Here is a 19,342-nt window from a genome sequence, read left to right on the forward strand (position 1 = left end):
TGGCCGGGTGCTGGCCGGCTGCGTGACCGGCTGCGTGGCCGGGTCGACCGGGAACCGTGCGACCCGTCGCCCCGCCCGTGCGGTCACCCCTCGTCCGTTTGGTCAATTCTTGGTCAAATCATGCGTGAACCTCCGCTTACAGGCTCTTTGACCTATTCCGGAGTATTGACCGGAATGTCGGACTCGACTTGACTACCCCAGTCGCACCCGGTCCAAGCCAAACCGCGTGCATCTTCCTCTCGGTCCGTGGGCCGGCAGATGACGAATCGGAGCACAGGGGTGTCCTTCACCAAGTTCACGGGTCGATTCCAGACCTCGACGTCGGCCACTGCCGTGTTCGCACTGGTCGCGTCACTCGCGCTGGTCGCCTTCGCCGGTCTCGCCTCCCCCGGGGCTGCGGACGCGGCCGTCGTCAACTGCACGCCCGACGGGGGCTACACCAACTGCCAACGGTTCACCTACTCGGGCGGGGACCAGACGTTCACCGTGCCCGCAGGGGTGACCTCTGTCCTCGTGAAGTCGTGGGGCGCCGGTGGCGGTGGCGCGGACACCAACTACTTCAACGGTGAGTCCGGCGGTGGCGGGGGCGGCTATGCCAACGGCACGGCGACCGTGACTCCCGGGGCGGCCCTGCGGGTCGTCGTCGGTGGGGACGGCCTGGCCGGGACCAATGGCTCCTCGACCTCCCCGTACGGCGGCGGTGGAACCGGCGGCACGGTCAGCACCGCAAGCGTCCGGAGCGCGGGCGGCAGCGGCGGAGGTCTGTCGGGAGTCTTCACGGGCACGACCACCCCGGTCATCGTCAGCGGCGCCGGCGGCGGTGCCTCACCCGGCGCCGACAACGGCAACCCGTTCGCCGGCGGCGGCGGCGGCGCGACCGGTGGCCAGGACGGTCTGCCCGCCCAGTCCGGACGGGGTGGCTCCCAGACGACCGGTGGCGCCGGGGCGACGTCCGTCGTCACCTGCTCGACGGCCGCCACCGCCGGAGGCCAGTTCACCGGTGGGAACGGTGGGAGCACCGGCACCCCGACCAACCCGACCGAGGGTGGCGGGGGCGGCGGCTCGGGCTACTTCGGCGGCGGTGGCGGCAAGTGCCAGAACGGCAACTCGGCCGGCACCGCGCAGAACGGCTCAGGCGGCGGTGGCTCGAGCTACGTCGGCGCCGTGACCGCCGCGTCGACGACGGCCGGTGGCAACGCGACCTACGGCACCCCCGGGACGGGCGGCGCGGCCGCCCTCACCACGGACTCCCAGTACGTCGCGGGTGTCGCGACCGGTGGTGGCGTCGTCGCCGGCGGCGGCAACGGCGGCAACGGCCTCGTCGTGATCCAGTGGGTCACGGCCCCGAAGCTCTCGCTCACCAAGATCAACCCCGCCACGCTGACCGCGGGCACACCGGCCGACTACACCCTCACGGTGAGCAACAGCGGGACGACGACCGCCACGACCGCCACGGTCGTCGACCGCCTGCCGGCCAACGTCGCCTACACCTCCGCAACGGGCGCCGGCTGGACCTGCACCGCCTCCGGGACGGTGGCCGCCGGTCAGACCGTCACGTGTACCTTCTCCGGCTCGATCGCGACCGGGGCCTTCAGCTCGTTCACTTTCACGGCGACCCCGGCGCTCTCCGTCGGGGGCACCTCGGTCCGCAACGTCGCGGCGGTCGACCCGACCGGACTCGCGAACCCGGTCGACCCGACGACCTGCACGGCCAACGGCTCCCCGGCCGGCTGCGCCTACCCCGCCGCGCAGACGGTCGGACGGAGCGCTATCACCTGCACGCCCGGCGACCTCTACGTCGTCGACTCGACCGACCACAACATCTACCTCGCCGACCCCACCAGCGGCGCCGAGACCCTCGTCGGCAGCATCGCGGCAGCGGCCGGAGTCACCACCAATGCTCTCGCGGTGACCAACGGCTCCGGCCTCGCGTATGCCGCGAGCGGCACCGCTGCCACCGGCGCTGCGATGACGATCTACCGCTACGACCCGTCGACCAACACGACGACGACCTACACCGGCCCCACCCTGGCGACCACGACCTCCACCAGTGCCGTCATCGCCGGGGCGATCAACCCGGTGAACGGCGTCTACTACTTCGGCTTCGTCAGCACCACGGGCACGGCCACGACGCTCGAGGTCTACGGCTTCGACACCACGACGAACACCGCGATCCCGGGCCGGATCGCTCGGATCGCGCTGACGGTGAACACGGGCAGCACCGTCAACGGCGACCTCGCCTTCGACCGCCTCGGCCGCCTCTTCCTCGTCGCCACCACCGGTGACGCCACCACCACCGCCAACCCGCTGCTCACCGTGTCGGGGCTCCTCGGCTCGACGGGCACCGACACGGCATACACGACCAAGGTGCTGGCCTACCTCGCCCCGAACAACGTGGTCTTCAACGGCATCGCGTTCGACCTGCCGACCGGCTACCTCTACGTCACGGGCCGCGACGTCGGGGGCACGACGTCCTTCCTCAAGAAGATCAACCCGAGCTCGGGAGCCCAGGTCGCCAGCTATCCCCTGACGGCGGGTTCGAGCATCCCGATCGACGCGGCCTCGTGCAACTACAACAACTCGGTCACCGGCCAGGCCAGCATCGTCAACCGCGCAGCGGCCGGCGACCAGTTCACCGAGACGATCAGCGGCGGCGGTCTCGTCGTCAACCCTGCAGGGACGACCTCCGGGACCACCACCGGGTTGCAGTCCTCCCCGGCGGCGACCGCCGGTCCGGCCGTCACCGTCCCCGGGTCGACCTACACCGTGACCCAGACGGCCGCCGGGACGACGAACCTCGCCAACTACACCACGACCTACAGCTGCACCAACCTCCTCACCGGAGCCCTCCTCGCGAGCGGGACGGGCAACACCGCCACGTTCGTCTTCCCCACACCGGCGACGAACGACGGCATCCCGGCGGGCTGCGTCTTCACCAACAGCGCCTTCGCGCTGTCGCTCCAGAAGACCAACCCCGCGACCCTGATCGCGGGCCAACCGGCCAACTACAGCCTCACCGTCATCAACAGCGGTCCCTCGGCCGCGCCGTCCGCGACCGTCGTCGACCGCCTCCCCGCCAACGTCGCCTACACCTCGTCCGCCGGGGCGGGCTGGACCTGCGTCGTCAGCGGCACCGTGGCCGCCGGCCAGACGGTCACGTGCACCTTCTCCGGCACGATCGCCGTCGGCGCGAGCAACACCGCCCTGTCGATCCGGGTCACTCCGGCGGCCTCGACCTCCGGGACCACCGTCCAGAACAAGGCCGCGGTCGGCACCGACGGCGGGACGACCGCGGTCGACCCCGCGACGTGCACCTCCACCGGGACCCCGCTCGGCTGTGCGGTCCCGGCTCCGCAGACCATCGGCAGCGGGATCACTCTCGGCCTGACGAAGTCGGCCCCGTCGCCGGCCCTGGTCGTCGGCTACCCCTCGACCTACACCCTCACCGTGACCAACACCGGGGTGAACCCGGCTGCCGGCGCGACGATCCGCGAGGTGCTGCCGCCCAACACGGCATACGTTTCCGCGGGGGGTGCCACCTGCACCGTGACCGGTGGCTCCACAACGGCGGGCCAGACCCTGCTCTGCACCATCCCGACGTCGACCGTGATCGTGGCGACCAACGGCACCGCGACGGTCACCGTCGTCGTGCGCCCGCTCGCGGCGGCCGCCTCGGTGGTCAACCGGGCCAGCGTCGACCCGACCGGCGGCACGAACCCGGTGGACCCGGCCACCTGCACTGCGACGGGGACACCGGCCGGCTGCGCGCTGTCCCCGGCTACCGCCGCGGTCGCCGACGTCGTCCACGGCCCGAGCCCGAGCCTCACCACGACCGTGGGCACCCCGGTCAGCTCGATCGACGTCAAGACCGCGACGACCTCGTCGCAGGGCAAGACGATCGTGAACCCGACCATCGCCACCCAGCCCGCGAACGGGACGGCGACGGTGAACGCGGACGGGACGTTGAAGTACACCCCCAACGCCGGCTTCAGCGGTCAGGACACCTTCACCTACACCATCTGCGACGACGGCAACCCCGCGGCCTGCGACACCGAGACCGTCACGATCACCGTCAACAACGTCTTCACACCGGGCCCGGCCATCACGACGCCGCAGAACACCTCCGTGACAACCCCGCTCAGCGGCATCGCGACGACGACGGGCAAGCCGCTCGACCCGACCCGCGTCACCCAGGTGACGGCTCCGGCCCACGGCGCCCTGTCGATCAGCGCCACCACCGGCGCGGTGACCTACACCCCGACGGCGGGCTACACGGGCCCGGACACCTACCAGGTCCAGGTCTGCGACACCTCGACGCCGATCCAGTGCACGACGATCACCAAGCAGGTCACCGTCGGGGCCAACACGGTCACCGCGGTCAACGACACCGCCACGACCCAGCCCGCGACAGCCGTCTCGATCAACGTCCGCGGCAACGACACGAGCCAGACGGGCCAGCCGCTGGCCAACCCGACGGTGACCTCGGCGCCGACCCGCGGCACCGCCGTGGTCAACCCGGACGGGTCGATCACCTACTCCCCGACCAACGGCAAGACCGGGACGGACACGTTCGTCTACCGGGTCTGTGACACCTCCACCCCGACCCCGGTCTGCTCCTCGGCGACCGTCACGGTCACGGTGCCCAACACCGTGACGATCGTGGCCGACGCGGCCTCGACCCCGCAGAACACCTCCGTCTCCGTGCCGCTCCTCGCCAACGACACCGTGAGCAACGGCGGCTCCCCGCTGGCGCCCTCGACGGTCACCGTCACGACGGCGCCGACCCACGGCACCGTGAGCATCAACACGACGACCGGCGCGGCGACCTATGTCCCGACCACGGGCTACACCGGCACCGACAGCTTCGTCTACCGGGTCTGCGACACCTCCTCGCCCACGCCCGTATGCGGCTCTGCCACCGTCACGCTCACCGTCGGCGCCAACCCGGTCACCGCCGTCAACGACTCCGCGACGACGACGCCCGGTGTCCCGGTCACGACCGACGTCCGCGCGAACGACACGACAGCCACCGGGCAGCCGCTCGGGATCCCGACCGTCACGACCCAGCCGACGAAGGGCACGACGTCCGTCGACGCCACCACGGGCCGGATCACCTACACCCCGACCAACGGCACCTCCGGCACCGACAGCTACGTCTACCGCGTCTGTGACACCTCGACCCCCACCCCCGTCTGCGCCAACGCCACCGTGACCGTGAATGTCACCAACACCGTTACTGCAGTGGACGACTCGGCGACGACGCCGCAGAACACCTCCGTCACGACCACGGTCCTCGGCAACGACACCGTGAGCTCCAACGGGGCGCCCCTCAACCCGGCGTCGGTGACGGTCACGACCGCGCCGGCCCACGGCTCGACGTCGGTCAACACGACGACCGGCGCCGTCACCTACACGCCGACCAACGGCTACACCGGCCCCGACACCTACCGCTACCGGGTCTGCGACACCTCCACGCCGACCCCGGTCTGCGCGACCGCGAACGTCAACGTGACGGTCGGCGCGAACACCGTCACGGCGACCAACGACAGCGCCGCCACGACGCCGAACACGCCCGTCACGACGGACGTCCGTACCAACGACACGACGAGCACCGTTCAGCCGCTGGCCAACCCGACCGTGACGACAGCGCCCACCAAGGGCACGACCACCGTCAACGGCAACGGCACGATCACCTACACGCCCACCTCGGGGACCTCGGGGGTCGACACCTACACCTACCGGGTGTGCGACACCTCCAACCCGACGCCGGTCTGCGCGACCGCCACGGTCACGGTCACGGTCACGAACACCGTCACCGCCGTGAACGACGTCGACTCGACCCCGCAGAACACCCCGAAGTCGACCGCGGTCCTGGCCAACGACACCGTCTCCGCGGGCGGTGCGCCCCTCGCTCCGTCCAGCGTGACCGTCGTCGGAGCACCGACCCACGGGACGACCTCCGTCAACACGACCACCGGGGCGATCACCTTCACCCCGACGACCGGCTACACCGGGAACGACGTCTACACCTACCGGGTGTGCGACACCTCGACCCCGACCCCCACCTGCGCCACGGCGACGACCACGATCACCATCGGGGCCAACACCGTCACGGCCGTGAACGACACCGCGTCGACGACCCCAGGCGTGGCCGTGACGACCGACGTCCGCGCCAACGACACGACGGCCACCGGTCAGCCGCTCGCCAACCCCACCGTCCCGACCCAGCCGGCCAAGGGCACCGCCGTCGTCAACGCGAACGGCACGATCACCTACACCCCGACCAACGGCACCTCGGGCACGGACACCTACACCTACCGGGTGTGCGACACCTCGACACCGACCCCCGTCTGCTCGCAGGCCACGGTCACCGTGACGGTGACCAACACCGTGACCGCGAACCCCGACTCGGCGACGACGCCCCAGAACACGTCGGTCGCCATGAACGTCCTGGCCAACGACACGGTCACCGCGGGCGGCGCACCACTCAGCCCGGGCACCGTCGCCGTCACCACGGCGCCGGCCCACGGGTCGACGAGCATCAACACCACGACCGGCGTGGTCACCTACACGCCGACCGCGGGCTACACCGGCACGGACACCTATCGCTACCAGGTGTGTGACACCTCGACCCCGACGCCGGTCTGCGCCAGCGCGCTCGCCACCGTGACGATCGGCGCCAACACGGTGACCGCCGTCAACGACAGCGCCACGACGACTCCGGGCACCGGGATCGGGATCGACGTCCGGGCCAACGACACGAGCTCGACGGGCCAGCCCCTCGCCAACCCGACGGTCACCACCGCGCCGACCAAGGGCACCACGACCGTCACCGCCGCCAGCGGTCGCATCATCTACACGCCGCGGGCGGGCACCTCCGGCGTCGACACCTTCGTCTACCAGGTCTGTGACACCTCGACGCCGACCCCGGTCTGTGCGTCCGCCACGGTGACCGTCACGGTCACGAACGTCGTGACGGCCAACGACGACGCGAGCTCCACCGCACAGAACACCCCTGTCACCACACCGGTGCTGAGCAACGACACGGTGAGCAACAACGGCGCGCCCCTCAACCCGGCTTCGGTGACGGTGACCACCGCCCCCCTGCACGGCACGACGTCGGTCAACACCACGACCGGTGCCGTCACCTTCACCCCGACCACGGGTTACACCGGCACGGACACCTACCGCTACCAGGTATGCGACGGCTCGACCCCCACGCCCGTCTGCGCCACCGCGACCGTGACCATCACGGTCGGCGGCAACGTCGTGAGCGCCACGAACGACACGGCCAGCACGACCCCGACCGTCCCGGTGACGACGGACGTGCGGGCGAACGACACGACGAGCACCGGTCAGCCGCTGGCGAACCCGACCGTCATCGCCCAGGGCACGAAGGGCACGGCGGCCGTCAACACCGACGGCACGATCACCTACACGCCCGCCTCCGGGCAGTCCGGCGTCGACACCTACCGCTACCAGGTGTGCGACACCTCGTCCCCCACGCCGTTCTGCGCGACGGCCTCCGTCACCGTGACGATCAGGAGCACGGTGACCGCGAACCGGGACACGCTCACGGTCGCCCAGAACACGGTCACCCAGAACACCTCCGGCACCTCGGACGTGACGGCCAACGACACCGTCACGACGGGCGGAGCTCCGCTCGACAAGACCTCGGTCACCATCGTCAGCCCGGTCTCGCACGGCACGACGTCGATCAACCCGACCACGGGTGCCATCACCTACACCCCCACCACCGGCTACTCGGGCGGTGACGTCCTCACCTACCAGGTGTGCGACACCTCGACCCCGACGCCGAACTGCGGCCGCAACACCCTGACGATCACCGTGACGCCCAACGTGGTCACGGCCGTCAACGACACCGCGTCGACGACGCCCGGGACGCCGGTCACGACGACGGTTCGCGCCAACGACACCACCGCCACGGGCCAGCCGCTCGCCAACCCGTCCATCGCCACCGCCCCGTCCAAGGGCACGGCGACGGTCAACACCGACGGCACGATCACCTACACCCCGAGATCCGGGACCTCGGGGATCGACACCTACCGCTACCAGGTCTGCGACACCTCGACCCCGACGCCCGCCTGCGCGACGGCGACGGTGACGGTGACCGTGACCAACACGGTGACCGCGGTCGACGACGCGGCGACGACCCCGCAGAACACGTCCGTCACCACCGTGGTCCTCGGCAACGACACCGTGTCGCCGAACGGGTCGCCGCTCAGCCCGGCGAGCGTCGCGGTCACCACTGCCGCGGCCCACGGGACGACGAGCGTCAACACGACCACCGGGGCGATCACCTTCACCCCGACCACCGGCTACTCCGGCCCGGACTCCTACCGCTACCAGGTCTGTGACGGCTCCACGCCGACGCCCGTCTGCTCGACGGCCACGGTGAACGTCACGGTGGGCGCCAACGTGGTGACCGCGGTCAACGACACGGCCACCACCGGCCCGACCACGCCGGTGACCATCGACGTGCGCGCGAACGACACCACGACGTCGGGGCAGCCGCTGGCCAACCCGACCGTCCTCGTGGCGCCGGGCAAGGGCACGGCGAGCGTGAACACCAACGGCACCATCACCTACACCCCCAACCGGGGGACGTCCGGCACGGACACCTTCACCTACCAGGTCTGCGACACCAGCTCGACGCCCGTCTGCGCCAGCGCGACCGTCACGGTGACGGTCCCCAACACCGTGACCGCCGTCAACGACTCGGCGACGACCCCGCAGAACACCGCCGTCACCACCACGGTCCTCGCCAACGACACCGTGACGTCGGGCGCCTCGCCGCTCAACCCGGCGAGCGTCACGGTCACGTCTGCTCCCGCCCACGGCTCGACCACGGTCAACACCACGACCGGCGCCATCACCTTCACCCCGACCGCGGGGTACACGGGCATGGACTCCTACAGCTACCAGGTCTGTGACGGCTCGACGCCGACGCCGCTATGCGCGACGGCGACGGTCACGGTCACGGTCGGCGGCAACACCGTCGTCGCCAACCCCGACACCGCGACGACACAGCCGATCACGGCGGTGGCGATCGACGTCCGCGCCAACGACAGCAGCAGCACCGGCCAGCCCCTGGCGATCCCGACCGTGACCGGTGCGGCGGGCCACGGCTCGACCTCCGTCGACGGCACCACCGGCGTCATCACCTACACGCCCCAGTCGGGCTTCTCCGGCCAGGACACCTTCGTCTACCGGGTCTGCGACACCTCGACGCCTACCCCGGTCTGCAGCTCGGCGACGGTCACCGTCACCGTGCCCGACACGGTCACGGCGACGAACGACATCGCCAGCACCCCGCAGAACACCGCGGTGACCACGTCCGTCCTGGGCAACGACACCGTCACCACCGGCGCCGCCCCGCTCAACCCCGGCTCGGTCACGATCACGAGCGCTCCCGCGCACGGCACGACGTCGGTCAACACGACGACCGGCGCCGTCACCTACGTCCCGACCACGGGCTACAGCGGTCCGGACTCCTCCCGGTACCAGGTCTGTGACACCTCGACGCCGACCCCGGTCTGTGCCGCGGCCAACGTCAACGTGACCGTCGGGGCCAACACCGTCACCGCCGGCAACGACGCGGCCACGACGACTCCCGCCACCCCGGTCACGACGAACGTGCGGGCCAACGACACCTCGACGACGGGTCAGCCGCTGGCCAACCCGACCGTCACGACGCAGCCGACCAAGGGCACCGCGGTCGTCAACGGCAACGGGACGATCACCTACACCCCGACCTCGGGCACGTCCGGCACGGACACCTACGCCTACCGGGTCTGCGACACCTCGACGCCCACCCCCGTGTGCGCCACGGCCACCGTCACGGTGACCGTCGCCAACACGGTGACCGCTGTCGCCGACTCGGCCGCGACCGCGCAGAACACCCCCGTCACCACCGACGTGCTGTCCAACGACACCGTGAGCTCGGGCGGCGCCCCGCTCAACCCGGGTTCCGTCACGGTCACGACGCCGGCGGCCCACGGGACGACCTCGGTCAACACGACGACCGGGGCCGTCACCTACACCCCGACCACCGGCTTCAGCGGCAACGACACCTACAGCTACCAGGTGTGCGACACCTCGAGCCCCACCCCGGTCTGCTCCATCGCCACGGTGAGCCTCAGCGTCGGTGGCAACACCGTCCGGGCCACCAACGACACCGACAGCACCACGCCGGGCGTCGCGGTCACCACGAACGTCCGGGCCAACGACAGCAGCGCCACCGGCCAGCCGCTCACCAACCCGACGGTGACCGCCCAGGGCACCAAGGGCACGGCGGTGGTCAACCCCGACGGCACGATCACCTACACGCCGAACGCCGGGACCTCCGGCACGGACGTCTACTCCTACCAGGTCTGCGACACCTCGTCCCCGACCCCGGTGTGCGGGACCGCCACCGTGACCATCACCGTGGCCAACACGGTGACGGCCACCAACGACACCGTGACGACGCCACAGAACAAGGCCGTCACCACGCTGGTCCTGGCCAACGACTCGGTGGCCCCCAAGGGCGCCCCGCTCGACCCCTCGAGCGTGACTATCACCACCGCCCCGACCCACGGCATGACGACGGTCAACTCGACCAACGGCGCCGTGACCTACACCCCCGTCACGGGTTACAGCGGGACGGACAGCTACACCTACCGGGTCTGCGACACCTCCACCCCGACGCCGGTCTGCGCGACGGCCCTCGTCAGCGTCACCGTGGGCGCCAACACCGTCACGGCGGTCAACGACATCGCGCGGACGACCCCGAACAACCCGGTGACCACGAACGTGCGTGGCAACGACACCACGGCCTCCGGTCAGCCCCTCGCCAACCCGACCGTCGTCACCCAGCCGTCGAAGGGCACGGCTGTCCTCGAGACCGATGGCACGATCACCTACACGCCCACGGCCGGGACCTCGGGGACGGACACCTACACCTACCGGGTCTGCGACACCTCCACGCCGACCCCGGTGTGCGCGAACGCCACGGTCACCGTCTCGGTCACCAACGCCGTCACCGCCAACCCCGACACCGCCTCGACCGCCCAGAACACCGCCGTCTCCACGCCGGTGCTCGCCAACGACAGCATCAGCCCCGGTGGCGCGCCGCTCGACCCCGCATCGGTCACCATCACCACGGCCCCGGCCCACGGCTCGACCGCGGTGAACACGGGCACGGGCGCTGTCACCTTCACGCCCGACCCCGGCTACAGCGGCCCCGACACCTACACCTACCGGGTCTGCGACTCCTCGACCCCGACACCGGTCTGCGCCAGCAGCACGGTCTCGTTCACCGTCGGTGGCAACACCGTCAGCGCCAACAACGACACGTATGCCACCACGCCGGGCACCGCCGTGACCTTCGACCCCCGCACGAACGACTCGAGCGCGTCGGGACAGCCCCTCTCCGCCCCGACGATCCTCACCCAGCCGACCAAGGGTTCGGCGGTGGTCAACCCGAACGGCACGGTCACCTACACCCCCACCAACGGCACGTCGGGCGCCGACAGCTTCACCTACCGGGTCTGCGACACCAGCGCGACCCCGGTGTGCGGCACCGCGACCGTGACCGTCAACGTCGTCAACACCGTGACGGCGCAGTCCGACTCGTCGACCGTGCCCCAGAACGGGTCGGTCTCGACGCCGGTGCTCGCCAACGACACCGTCAGCACCAACGGGGCGCCGCTCGACCCGGCCTCCGTCACCGTCACCACCGCCCCGGCCCACGGGACGACGTCGATCAACACGACGACCGGGGCGATCACCTACACCCCGACGCCTGGCTACAGCGGCCCGGACACCTACCGCTACTCGGTCTGCGACACCTCGACCCCGACCCCGGTCTGCGACCGCAGCGCGGTCTCGATCACGGTCTCGCCCAACACCGTCACCGCGGTCGGCGACACCCTGAGCACCCAGGCCGGCGTACCGCTCACGGTCGATGTCCGGGCCAACGACACGTCGAGCTCCGGCCAGCCCCTCGGGCCGCCGACGATCGTGGTGCAGCCGACCCAGGGCACCGTCGTCGTCAACCCCGACGGGACCATCACCTACACGCCGCAGGCCGGGAAGTCCGGCTCGGACAGCTTCACCTACCAGGTGTGCGACACCGGGACGCCGCAGGCCTGCTCGCAGACCACGGCCACGGCGAGCATCACCGTCGTCAACACGGTGACGGCCGTCAACGACACCGCCACCACCGCGCAGAACACCGCCGTGGTGACCCCCGTGCTGCAGAACGACACCGTCTCGCCCGGAGGCTCGCCGCTGAACCCCGCGTCGGTCATGGTGACGGTCGCACCGCAGCACGGCACGACCTCGGTCAACCTCAGCACCGGGGCGATCACCTACATGCCGGCGAACGGCTACAGCGGGTCGGACAGCTACTCCTACCGGGTCTGTGACGGCTCGTCGCCCACCCCGGTCTGCGGCACCGCCGTCGTGTCGGTCACCGTCGGCGGCAACACCGTCGTCGCCAACAACGACTCGGCGACGACGACCCCGGGCAACCCGGTCTCCACGGACGTCCGCGCCAACGACTCCAGCAGCACCGGGCAGCCGCTGGCCAACCCGACGATCGTCACGCCGCCGACCAAGGGCACCGTCGTCGTCAACGCGGCCGGCACGATCACCTACACCTCGACCGACGGCACGTCCGGCACGGACAGCTACGTCTACCAGGTGTGCGACACCAGCAGCACCCCCGTCTGCGGCCAGGCCACGGTCACCGTCTCCGTCGTCAACACCGTGACGGCCCGGAACGACACGGCCTCCATCCCGCAGAACGGCACGGCGAGCATCCCGGTCGTCGCCAACGACTCGGCCACGCCCCGTGGCTCGGCGCTGAACCCGGCCTCCGTCGCCGTCACCACCGCGGCCCGCTCCGGCACCACGTCGGTGAACACCACGACCGGCGTGGTCACCTACGTGCCGAACCCCGGGTTCAGCGGGAACGACACCTTCACCTACCAGGTCTGCGACAGCTCGACCCCGACCCCGGTATGCGGGTCGGCCACGGTCACCGTGCTCGTCGGTGCGAACTCGGTCACGGCGAACGCGGACACCGCGACGACGACCCCGGGCAACCCGGTGACCACGGACGTGCGGGCCAACGACTCGAGCGGATCGGGTCAGCCGCTGGCCAACCCGACCGTGGCCACCGCGCCGACCAAGGGCACGGCGGCCGTGAACACCAACGGCACGATCTCCTACACCCCGCGGCCCGGGACCTCCGGCACGGACACCTACACCTACCAGGTCTGTGACACCGGGACCCCGGCCACCTGTTCGACCGCCACGGTCACGGTCTCGGTGAACAACACCATCACCGCCATCGACGACGCGGCCACCACGCCGCAGAACACGTCGACGACGACGAACGTCCTGGCCAACGACACCATCAGCCCGAACGGTGCTCCGCTCGACCCGGCGTCGGTGACCGTCACCACCGCGCCCCTGCACGGTACGGCGACTCCGAACCCGGACGGGACGATCACCTACGCCCCGCAGGCCGGCTACTCGGGCACGGACAGCTATGGCTACCGGGTGTGCGACACCTCGACCCCGACCCCCGTGTGCGACGTGGCGCTCGTCAGCCTCTCGGTCGGCACCAACACCGTCACCGCCGTCGCGGACTCCGCGGCGACCACCCCCGGCACGTCGGTCACCACCAACGTCCGGGCCAACGACTCGAGCGGATCGGGTCAGCCGCTGGCCAACCCGACCGTGGCCATCCCGCCGAGCAAGGGCACCGCCACCGTCAACCCGGACGGCACGATCACCTACGTCCCGACCGCGGGGACCTCGGGTACGGACACCTACACTTACCAGGTGTGCGACACCGGCGCCACGCCCATGTGCGCGACGGCGACGGTCACCGTGGCGGTCACGAACACCGTGACGGCCCAGCCGGACACGGCGTCCGTCGCGCAGAACGGCTCGGTCTCGACGCCGGTCCTGTCCAACGACACCGTCAGCCCGGGTGGAGCACCGCTCGACCCCACCTCGGTGCGGGTGACCACGGCATCGGCGCACGGCACGACCTCGGTCAGCGCGACGACCGGGGCCATCACCTACACCCCGACGGCCGGCTACAGCGGTCCGGACGGCTACAGCTACTAGGTCTGTGACGGCTCGACGCCGACCCCGGTCTGCAGCACCACGACGGTCTCCGTGACCGTCCGGGCCGACGGGCTCACGGTCCGGCCTGACGCGGCGTCGACGGCGCCCGGCAACGCGGTGACCACCGACGTCCGCGCCAACGACTCGACGTCCTCGGGCCAGCCGCTCGCGCAGCCGACGATCGGCACGACGCCGACCAAGGGCACCGCCGTGGTCAACGCGGACGGCACCATCACCTACACGCCGCGACCAGGCACCTCGGGCACCGACACCTACACCTACCAGGTGTGTGACACCGGCACCCCGGCCGTCTGCGGGAGGGGCACCGTCACGGTGAGCGTCGCCAACACGGTCACGGCCAACCCCGATGCCGCGACCACGGCACAGAACACCGCGGTGACCACGCCGGTGACGGCGAACGACACGATCAGCGCCGGTGGCTCGCCGCTCAACCCGGCGTCCGTCACCATCACGGTCGCGCCGACCCACGGCACGGCGGCCGCCAACCCGGACGGCTCCGTGACCTACACGCCGGCCGCCGGCTACAGCGGCACCGACACCTACACCTACCGCGTCTGCGACAGCTCCACGCCGACGCCCTCGTGCTCCAGCGCCGCGGTGACGGTATCGGTCGGCTCCAACTCGGTGGTGGCCGGCAACGACTCCGCGTCGACGACCCCCGGCAACCCGGTCATCGTCAACGTCAGGGCGAACGACTCGTCGAGCTCCGGTCAGCCGCTCGGCACGCCGACGGTGACGACCGCTCCGACCAAGGGCACCGCGACGGTGAACCCGGACGGCACGATCACCTACACGCCGACCAACGGCACCTCGGGCACGGACACCTTCACCTACCGGGTGTGCGACACCGGGACACCGCCGGTCTGCGGCACCGCCACGGTCACGGTCGGCGTGACCAACAAGGTCACTGCCAACCCGGACCCGACGACCGTCACGCAGAACGGTTTCGTGACGACCCCGGTCCTGGCCAACGACACGGTCAGCGCCAACGGCGCGCCCCTCAACCCCGCCTCGGTGGCGGTCACGGGCAACCCGGCACACGGGACCACCGTCGTGAACGCGGACGGCACCATCACCTACACGCCCACAGCGGGATACAGCGGTCGGGACAGCTACACCTACCAGGTGTGCGACCGGTCGACGCCGACGCCCGTATGCGGCACCGGCACCGTCAGCGTCACCGTCAACGGCGGTGTGGTCACGGCCGGTCCGGACACCGACTCCACGACGCCCGGCAACCCGGTCACGACCAACGTCCGGGCCAACGACTCCTCGTCGTCCGGTCAGCCCCTGGCCAACCCGACCATCGTCACCGCGCCCACCAAGGGCACCGCGGTCGTCAACGCCGACGGATCGATCACCTACACCCCGACCCCCGGCACCTCGGGCACCGACTCGTACACCTACCAGGTGTGCGACACCGGCGTCCCGGCGGTGTGCGGCACGGCGACGGTCACCGTCTCGGTGGCCAACACCGTGACGGCGACCCCCGACAACGCGTCGACGCCCCAGAACACCGCGGTCACCACCCCGGTGCTCGGCAACGACACGGTGAGCCCGGGTGGGGCTCCTCTCAACCCGGCCTCGGTCACCGTCACGGTTGCCCCGGCACACGGGACGACCTCGGTGAACGCGGGCACGGGCGCGGTGACCTACACCCCCGCGCTCGGTTACAGCGGACCGGACAGCTACACCTACCGGGTCTGTGACGGCTCCACGCCGACCCCGGTGTGCGCCACGGCCGTCGTCAGGGTCGCGGTCGGCACCGACACGGTCTCGGCGAACCCCGACGCCGCGTCCACGACGCCCGGCAACCCGGTCACGACCGCCGTCCGGGCCAACGACAGCACCTCGACCGGTCAGCCCCTGGCCAACCCGACGATCCAGGCGGGGCCCGCCAAGGGCACCGCTACCGTCAACCCCGACGGCACCATCACCTACACGCCGGCCGACGGGACCTCGGGGACGGACTCCTACGCCTACCGGGTCTGTGACACCTCGTCGCCGACGCCGGTGTGCGGCATCACGACCGTGACCATCTCGGTGGTCAACACCGCGACGGCCAACGACGACAGGGCGTCGGCGGCCTACAACACGCCGGTCGTCACCAGCGTCCTCGCCAACGACACGGTGAGCGCCCACGGTGCACCGCTCGACCCGGCCTCGGTCAAGGTGACCACCGGCCCGACCAACGGCACCACGGCCGTCAACACGACGACCGGCGCGATCACCTACACCCCGAACGTCGGGTTCAGCGGCACCGACAGCTACACCTACACGGTGTGCGACGGGTCCACGCCGACCCCCGTGTGCGACAACGCGACCGTGACCGTGACGGTGGCCGGCAACGTCGTCCGCGCCCTCGACGACACGGCCAGCACGACGCCCGGGACCGCCGTCACGACGAACGTCGAGGCGAACGACACGAGCGCGGTCCCGCTGGCCAACCCCACCATCGTCACGGCGCCCACCAAGGGCACCGTGGTCGTCAACGGGGACGGCACCATCACCTACACGCCTCGTGCGGGCACCTCGGGGACGGACTCCTACACCTACCAGGTGTGCGACACCTCTACCCCGACACCGAGCTGCAGCACGGCCACCGTGACGGTCAGCGTGACGAACGTCGTCACCACGACGAACGACACGGCGAGCACGGCGAGCGGGACGCCGGTCACGACCGCGGTCCTGGCCAACGACACGGTCTCGACGAACGGCGCACCTCTTGCGCCCTCGTCGGTCACGGTCGTCACGGCACCGGCTCACGGTCGGACCACGGTCGACCCGGCCACGGGCGACATCACCTACACACCCAACGCCGGGTATGCCGGGACGGACACCTACACCTACCGGGTGTGCGACACCTCGACCCCGACACCGGTCTGTGCGACGGCGACCGTCTCGGTGACGGTCGCGGCCGCGCCGACGGTCACGGTCGGCAACGACTCCGCCACCACCAAGCCCGTGACCCCCGTCATCATCGCGGTGCTCGGGAACGACTCGTCCAACACGGGCCGGCCTCTGGGCCTCCCGACGGTGGTCACGGGTCCGACCAAGGGCACGGTCGTGGTCAACGGCGACGGCACGATCACCTACACGCCGCGTGCGGGGACGTCGGGCACCGACACCTTCACCTACCAGGTGTGCGACACGAGCCCGACCCCGATCTGTGGGACCGGCACCGTCACGGTCTCCGTGCCCAACACCGTGACCGCACGAGGTGGCGCGGTGACCATCGCCCCGAACGGGACGGTCGTCACGCCCGTCATCCCCACCGCCGGGGTCACCCCGGGAGGCGCCCCGCTCGACCCGACCTCGGTCGTCGTCGTCGTGGCACCGCAGCACGGCACGACCACGGTCGATGCCGCCAACGGGGCGATCACCTACACGGCCGACCCGGGATACGTCGGACCCGACAGCTACACCTACCGGATCTGCGACACGTCCACCCCCGAACCGGTCTGCACCACCGCGGTCGTCAGCCTGACGGTCACGGCTCCATCGACGCCCGGGTCGCCGGCCCCGGTGCAAACGGTTCCGGGAACCCCGGTCGGGTCCGGTCCGCTCCCGAAGACCGGATCGCCGATCAGCTCGACCCTGGCGATCGCCCTCGTGATCCTGGCGCTCGGGGCGCTGCTCATCACCGGAGGACGGCGGCGCCCCCGTCGCGCGAGCACGCTGGGACAATCGGGCGACCTGTTGCCCCGCACCGAGGAGGAGAACTGATGACGACGATCCATCGGATGACCGTCGGCGGCCGGCAGCCGGTCGGTAGAGGACGGTCCGGGCCGCGGCGGGGCGTGATCCTCGCCGCAGGGTTCGCGGTGGCCATCGGGGTGTCCTCGTGCAGCGGGGGTGGGAGCGCCGCGCCCTCCACCCCGTCGGCCACGACCGCTCTGACGGCGCCGATCGTGGCGGCCGCGATCGCCCCCACGAAACCGCAGCGGCAGATCCCCGCGGACAAGCAGATCGTCGAGGTCCCGGCCCTGCGCAAGACGATCGCGATGACGGGCTGCAAGGCCGCCAGCCAGGGCTGGGCCGGGACGGGGACGGCCAAGAACACCAGCTCAGCCGCGAAGACCTACCACATCCTCGTCTTCTTCACCGACCAGTACTCCCGGACGATCGACTACGCCAGGACCGACGTGAAGGTCGCAGCGGGCGAGAGTGCTGCCTGGTCGGCGACGACGACCTTCAACCCGCCGAAGGGCACCCAGTGCGTCCTCCGAGGTCTGTCGCAGACACCCGCCTGACCTCCAGGGTGACGCCTCAGCCGTCCGCGGGGTCATCGACGAGGGCGACGACCCGGCGGGCCTGACGGACGACGGCCTCGTCGACGAACCGCCCGTCGGCCAGCACCAGGGCCCCGACACCCCGTGCCGCACCCGCCGCGGCCGCGGCGAGCATCTCGCGGGCCCGCGCCAGCTCCGGTGCGGTCGGCGCGAACGCCTCCCGGATCGGGTCGAGCTGGTCGGGGTGGATCGCGGTCCTGCCGAGGAACCCGAGGGCCCGGCCCACCCGGCAGGAGGCGAGCAGGCCTGCGACGTCACGGATGTCGGGATGGACGGACATCGACGGCGGCCCGAGCCCCGCGGCGACGGACGCCGAGACCAGTCGGCCGCGACTCCAGAGCAGCCCCTCGTCCCCGGTCACGCCGAGGTCGGCGCGCAGGTCGGCCTCCCCGAGTCCGATCGAGGCGACTCGGGGGTGGGAACCGGCCAGCGCGAACGCTCGTTCGACCCCGAGCGCCGACTCGACGAGCAGGTGGAGCGGTCGGGGGCCGACGAGGTGAGCCACCTCCACCACCTCGTCGGGGGACTCGCACTTGGGGAGCCGGACACCGACCCACTCCGGGAGGCCGCGCACCATCGCGAGGTCCTGCGACCCCCAGGATGAGCGGGGGTGGTTCACCCGCACCTGCACCGGCAGCTGCCTCGCCACGGGCGGTCTCCCGTCGACCGGCCCCTGGTCGCGACCCTCGAGCGCCGTCGCCGCGGCGTCCCGGGCCCGGTCCTTGGACCTGACGGCCACGGCGTCCTCGAGGTCGACGATGACGACGTCGGCGCTTGACGCCATCGCCTTCAGCACCCGGTCGGGACGGTCGGCCGGGACGTAGAGCCAGGTCAACGGCGGACGCCGCTTCCTCGGGGGCAGCTCCTCCTCCGACAGCACG

General features: G+C 71.1%; 3 protein-coding genes and 1 pseudogene. 3 read left to right on the top strand and 1 reads right to left on the bottom strand.

All coding sequences use genetic code 11. The annotated features are described in order from the left end of the window. The first annotated feature begins 279 nt into the window (after positions 1-279). From Q0R63_RS23515 to Q0R63_RS23530, 3 genes and pseudogenes are all read left to right on the top strand, one after another. Entirely contained in the window at positions 280-14,148 is a 13,869-nt protein-coding gene (locus Q0R63_RS23515) for an Ig-like domain-containing protein (protein WP_295702658.1), read from the top strand. 48 nt (positions 14,149-14,196) lie between these two features. Further along, a pseudogene (locus tag Q0R63_RS24705) lies at positions 14,197-17,895 on the top strand (Ig-like domain-containing protein); the annotation flags it as partial. Next, on the top strand, positions 17,895-18,422 hold the full coding sequence (locus Q0R63_RS23530) for a hypothetical protein (protein WP_295702660.1): 528 nt from the start codon (positions 17,895-17,897) through the stop codon (positions 18,420-18,422). The pseudogene Q0R63_RS24705 and the gene Q0R63_RS23530, both read left to right, overlap by 1 nt. A 16-nt stretch (positions 18,423-18,438) precedes the next feature. Here Q0R63_RS23530 and Q0R63_RS23535 read toward each other — a convergent pair whose 3' ends face one another. Further along, positions 18,439-19,341: a CoA ester lyase gene (locus Q0R63_RS23535; RefSeq protein WP_295702662.1), complete on the bottom strand. Its 903-nt coding sequence runs from the start codon at positions 19,339-19,341 to the stop codon at positions 18,439-18,441. Position 19,342: the final 1 nt, after the last annotated feature.

It is taken from the genome of Lapillicoccus sp., from assembly GCF_025353065.1.
Taxonomy (GTDB): Bacteria; Actinomycetota; Actinomycetes; order Actinomycetales; family Dermatophilaceae; genus Lapillicoccus.

Bases quoted from the DNA above. Each gene is read 5' to 3' on its own strand.
- Q0R63_RS23530 (WP_295702660.1), top strand. From the start codon at position 17,895: ATGACGACGATCCATCGGATGACCGTCGGCGGCCGGCAGCCGGTCGGT.